Consider the following 4,698-nt stretch of genomic DNA (forward strand, 5'->3'; position numbering starts at 1 on the left):
GGTCCGTCATCGAGCCGACCACGAACCCCGCGGCGGCCGTGGCGCGGGCGCTGCCGCTGCCGGGGGCGCTGACCGCGGTGTCCGTGGGCATCGCGCTGCTCGCGGCGGCCGCCGCGGGGTTCGTGGTCGGCTCGATGACGGACCTGGGCGCCTCGGGCGCGCTGCTCGGGGCGGGTGCGGCGGTCTGCGCCCTGATCGGGCACCGGGTCGCGAGCTACGACTACCCGTCGCGCTTCGTCCACTTCACGGCGGGCGTCGCCCTGCCGCTGGCGGCGGCCGCCCCGGCGGTGTACGTGCTGGGGCGCGTGTTCGGCTGAGGGCGGAGGGGGCCGGGGCCGCGGGGTGTGCGGCCCCCGCCCCGGCGGTGCGGGCCCTGTCACAGGTGATCGACAATTTCGCTGCCCCCGCCCCCCGCGGGACTACCCTCGCGCTGACGGCCGACCGGCCGTCGAGGGATGCCGTCGGACACGCCTAGGTGGGGGAAACACCGCATGCGCGCACTGCGAACACTGCTCATCGTCGCCGTGATACTGGGCGGGATCTTCGTGATCGTGGACCGCGTCGCGGTCCACTTCGCCGAAGGCGAGGCGGCGGACCGGCTGAAGGCGGCCGAGAACCTCACCAGCACCCCCGACGTGTCCATCAAGGGCTTCCCCTTCCTCACCCAGGTCGCGGGCGGCACCCTCGACGGTGTCGAGGTCGGGATCCGGGACTACGAGGCCGCCACCGGCGACGGCGCCCGGAAGATCCGCATCGACGACCTGCGGGCCGACATGGAGGGCGTCGAGTTCTCCGGCGACTTCGGCTCCGCCACCGCCGCCCGCGCCACCGGCACCGCGACGGTCGCCTACGACGAGCTGCTCGAGACCGCCAGGTCCGAGCCCACCCGGGTGGGCCCCGGGGTCACCGCGAACGTCGTCGGTCTGTCCGACGGCGGCAACGGGAAGATCAAGGTCGAGGTGGAGGCCACCGTGCTCGGTGCCGAGCTGCCCGAGCCGGTCTCCGTGCTCAGCTCGGTGACGGTCGTGGACGGCCACACCGTCCGGGTGAAGGCGGACGGCGTGCCGAAGTTCGGCGGGGTCGAGCTCGTCGAGTCCCGCATCCGGGAGATCACCGACTTCGAGCAGAAGATCGACGGCCTGCCCGGCGGCATCCGGCTGGACAAGGTCGAGGCGGCGCGGAACGGGGTGGAGATCACGGTGAAGGGGTCCGACGTCCGTCTGGTCGGGTGAGGAAGGGCTCGGCGGACGGTGGCGTCCGACAGGCGAGACGGGGGAGTCCGCAGGGTAGATGTGACGGCGGGCGCGCGCGAACCCGGGGCCCGCGGGAAGGCGACTCGGGGCTTCTCTGTACCGAATGGTGGACGATCGCGTCTCGCCATGTGACATGCCGGTGACACGCCCGCCCCGCTCTCCTTACGATCGGCTGCATGCAGTGTCAGACGAGCGTCCTCCGAGCGCGAGGACAGGCGGATCTCACGAAGCGGCGGGCAGTGGACCTGTGCCGTGTCGCCGCCATGCTCTGTCGACCCTTCTGAGCGGACGCGTCGCCGTCCGCATTCCCGCCCCGCCCCGCTGAGGGCACCCGTGCGCCGGCCCGGTGCGGCCGCGCACCTCCTACTCGCACGCCCCGCCGCATCTGCCCCGGAGGAGAAAAGCATGAGCCGCAGCGACGTCCTGGTCGACGCCGATTGGCTCCAGGAGCACCTGGACGACCCGACCATCGTCATCGTCGAGGTGGACGAGGACACGTCCGCCTACGACAAGAACCACATCAGGAACGCCGTCCGGATCGACTGGACCAAGGACCTGCAGGACCCGGTCCGCCGCGACTTCGTCGACCAGGAGGGCTTCGAGAAGCTCCTGTCCGACAAGGGCATCGCCAACGACCACACCGTCGTCCTCTACGGCGGCAACAACAACTGGTTCGCCGCGTACGCCTACTGGTACTTCAAGCTGTACGGCCACGAGAACGTCAAGCTCCTCGACGGCGGCCGCAAGAAGTGGGAGCTCGACGCCCGCGAGCTGGTCCCCGGCGACGAGGTGCCGGAGCGGCCGAAGACCGAGTACAAGGCCAAGCCGCAGGACACGTCCATCCGAGCCTTCCGTGACGAGGTCGTGGACGCCATCGGCAAGCAGAACATCGTCGACGTGCGTTCGCCCGACGAGTTCTCCGGCAAGCTGCTCGCCCCCGCGCACCTGCCGCAGGAGCAGTCGCAGCGCCCCGGCCACGTGCCGACCTCCCGCAACATCCCGTGGTCCAAGAACGCCAACGACGACGGCACCTTCAAGTCCGACGAGGAGCTCAAGGCGCTCTACGAGGACGAGCAGATCGACCTGTCCAAGGACACCATCGCCCTGTGCCGCATCGGTGAGCGCTCCGCGCTGTCCTGGTTCGTGCTGCACGAGCTGCTCGGCGTGGAGAACGTCAAGAACTACGACGGCTCCTGGACCGAGTACGGCTCCCTCGTCGGCGTGCCGATCGAGCTCGGCCCCGCCAAGTAAGCCACCCCGACCGACGCTTCCAGACCCCTTCAGGAGTAAGACATGTGCGGTGCGAAGGCCGGCGGCCCGGACGCCTCGACGATCAAGCCCGGTGAGACCACCATCCAGGGACAGGTGACCCGCGACGGTGAGCCGGTGACGGGCTACGTCCGTCTGCTGGACTCGACCGGCGAGTTCACCGCGGAGGTCCCCACCTCCGCCACCGGACAGTTCCGCTTCTACGCGGCGGAGGGCACCTGGACCGTCCGCGCCCTGGTGCCCGGCGGCACCGCCGACCGCACGGTCGTCGCCCAGCAGGGCGGTCTGGCCGAGGTCGCGATCGCGGTCTGAGCCCGCTCACCGAAGGGCCGCATCCCACGGGTTGGACGCCTGGGATGCGGCCCTTCGGCGTGTCCGGACCTACGCTGGACGTATGTACGCGCGCAGGCGCCGCACCTATTTCGTCATGATGGGCACGTGCATCGGACTGTTCGTCCTGGCCTGGGGCGTCGTGCGACTGTGGTCGGTGCCGGCGGCGGTGGGCATGTGCGTGGTGGCCATGGTCATCCCGCCGCTCGCCGCCGTGGTGGCCAACCGGCGCGGCCCCGAGGACCGCTGGTGGGACGACCCCTCCGGCGACCCGCAGTCCGACGAGTGGTGGGACGAGCTGGACGGCAAGAAGCGGCCCCGGTGAGCCCCGGCGGGCCGCCTCCCGTCCGTCGTCCGCGTTGTCTGCGGTCGTCCGCGTCGTCCGCGTCCTCCGCGTCCTCCGCGCCGTCCACGTCCTCCGCGTCGCCTCCGTCGTCTCAGTAGACGAGCGCCTGGGTGTCGTCGGCCAGTGCCTCCTGCACGAACACCTGCGCACCCGCGATCCGCACGCCCTCGAGGACGTCCTTCTCCGTGATGTCGCGGCGGGCCGCGCACTGCGTGCACAGGGTGAGGCGGCCGCCGGCCAGGAGCGACTCGATCAGCTCGGGCAGCGGCGCGGCGTGCGGCAGCTCGAACTCGGCGGCCCGGCCCGGCAGCGCGAACCACGCCGACTCCCCGGTCAGCCACACGGAGACGTCCACCCCACTCGCCACGGCCACCGCCGCCACCGTGAACGCCTGGGAGCAGCGTTCGGGGGCGTCGGCCCCCGCGGTCACCTTGATCACGAGCTTCTTCGCCATGGCCGAATCGTAATCAATGCACCCTGCAACCGTGACGATCACCTGTGAGTCTCCTCAGCACGCGCGGACGGAACGCGCGCTTCACCTTCTGTGGGGGACGCCTTGGAACAACCTGAAGAAGCGGCCGACGCCCCGGACGCACCGAGACCGTCCGGTGCGCCGGTGCCGTCCGACACCCCGGAGGCCGTCCCGGCCGCGGACACCGCGGCTCCGGCCGCCGCGGCCCCGGACGAGCCCCGGGGGCGCCGGCGGGGGCGGTTCGCCGCGCTGATCGGTGCCGCCGCGGCGCTCGGGGTGATCGCCGGTGCCTGTGCCGGGTACCTCGTGCAGGCCGGGCGGGAGCCCACCCCGCTGCCGCCGCTGTCGCAGCCGGTGCTCGAGCAGGACCGCGGCAAGGCCCCCGCCCCGCTGTCCGCCGCACAGGACCGACGCGTGAAGACCGACGGCGACCTGCGCGAACTGCTGCTGGACGTGCCGCGCGGGGCGGATCCGGCGGATCCGGACGAATGGCCCGAGGGCTCCGACGGGTGGCTGGACCTGGCCGAGTACGCGAACGGCTTCGAGGAGACCGGTGCGGCCTTCGGCGACATCCTGCGGAACGAGTTCCGCCGGGCGGCCGTGACGGCGTGGGACGACGAGGACCACAGCGTGGAGATCGTCCTCGTCCAGTACCGCCAGGAGGAGTACATGGCGGCCTCCGAGGCCAGTTCCAACGGTCAGTACTGGGCGGAGGAGGCGGGCTCCGAGAGCTGGGCGATCCCCGGCACCGGGAACGGCAGGGCGTACGTCCTGGACGAGCCCGAGACCGAGCCCGGCTACCTGCCCCTGTACAGCGCGCAGGCCCACGCCTGGCGCGGGGACATCGCCATGGAGATCTGGATGTACGGGAGCGAGCCGATCAAGAAGAAGGCGATCATGGACTTGGCCGAGCGGCAGATGGAGCGGCTGTGAGCGAGACCCCCGACGAGCCGGTGCGGCCGGCCGGCGAACCGGCTCCCTCCGACGAGCCGGCGCGGTCCGGCGAACCGGCGCGGTCCGGCGAACCG

At 71.8% G+C, this 4,698-nt stretch carries 7 protein-coding genes and 1 pseudogene; 7 read left to right on the forward strand and 1 reads right to left on the reverse strand.

Annotated features, from left to right (window positions below; genetic code table 11):
* The 6 genes and pseudogenes from B7L92_RS36165 to B7L92_RS36190 all read left to right on the forward strand — a co-directional run.
* Positions 1–317 (forward strand): annotated as a pseudogene (locus B7L92_RS36165) (hypothetical protein); the annotation flags it as partial.
* A 174-nt stretch (positions 318–491) separates the two neighbouring features.
* Positions 492–1,232, forward strand: coding sequence for an LmeA family phospholipid-binding protein (locus B7L92_RS36170; RefSeq protein WP_081241414.1), 741 nt, complete (start codon positions 492–494; stop codon positions 1,230–1,232).
* A gap of 197 nt (positions 1,233–1,429) precedes the next feature.
* Positions 1,430–1,537, forward strand: coding sequence for an Ms5788A family Cys-rich leader peptide (locus B7L92_RS43770; RefSeq protein WP_350849312.1), 108 nt, complete (start codon positions 1,430–1,432; stop codon positions 1,535–1,537).
* A gap of 121 nt (positions 1,538–1,658) precedes the next feature.
* Entirely contained in the window at positions 1,659–2,504 is an 846-nt protein-coding gene (locus B7L92_RS36180) for a sulfurtransferase (RefSeq protein ID WP_081241415.1), read from the forward strand.
* Between the two features lie 42 nt (positions 2,505–2,546).
* Positions 2,547–2,834 (forward strand): DUF1416 domain-containing protein, encoded by a 288-nt coding sequence (locus B7L92_RS36185; protein WP_004986406.1) that lies wholly within the window; start codon positions 2,547–2,549, stop codon positions 2,832–2,834.
* 82 nt (positions 2,835–2,916) lie between these two features.
* Positions 2,917–3,177 (forward strand): DUF3099 domain-containing protein, encoded by a 261-nt coding sequence (locus B7L92_RS36190; RefSeq protein WP_081241416.1) that lies wholly within the window; start codon positions 2,917–2,919, stop codon positions 3,175–3,177.
* A 112-nt stretch (positions 3,178–3,289) separates the two neighbouring features.
* Here the strand turns inward: B7L92_RS36190 and B7L92_RS36195 are convergent, their stop codons facing one another.
* Entirely contained in the window at positions 3,290–3,652 is a 363-nt protein-coding gene (locus B7L92_RS36195; protein ID WP_016825627.1) for a DsrE family protein, read from the reverse strand.
* Between the two features lie 162 nt (positions 3,653–3,814).
* Between B7L92_RS36195 and B7L92_RS36200 the strand changes: the two genes are divergently transcribed.
* Entirely contained in the window at positions 3,815–4,603 is a 789-nt protein-coding gene (locus tag B7L92_RS36200) for a hypothetical protein (RefSeq protein ID WP_438364052.1), read from the forward strand.
* The last annotated feature ends 95 nt before the right edge of the window (positions 4,604–4,698 follow it).

Origin of the sequence: Streptomyces viridosporus, from assembly GCF_002078235.1 — a bacterium.
Lineage (GTDB): Bacteria > Actinomycetota > Actinomycetes > Streptomycetales > Streptomycetaceae > Streptomyces > Streptomyces viridosporus.

Coding starts and splice junctions, on each gene's coding strand:
- B7L92_RS36170 (WP_081241414.1), top strand. CDS start 492: ATGCGCGCACTGCGAACACTGCTCATCGTCGCCGTGATACTGGGCGGG.
- B7L92_RS36180 (WP_081241415.1), top strand. CDS start 1,659: ATGAGCCGCAGCGACGTCCTGGTCGACGCCGATTGGCTCCAGGAGCAC.
- B7L92_RS36190 (WP_081241416.1), top strand. CDS start 2,917: ATGTACGCGCGCAGGCGCCGCACCTATTTCGTCATGATGGGCACGTGC.
- B7L92_RS43770 (WP_350849312.1), top strand. CDS start 1,430: ATGCAGTGTCAGACGAGCGTCCTCCGAGCGCGAGGACAGGCGGATCTC.
- B7L92_RS36195 (WP_016825627.1), bottom strand. CDS start 3,652: ATGGCGAAGAAGCTCGTGATCAAGGTGACCGCGGGGGCCGACGCCCCC.
- B7L92_RS36185 (WP_004986406.1), top strand. CDS start 2,547: ATGTGCGGTGCGAAGGCCGGCGGCCCGGACGCCTCGACGATCAAGCCC.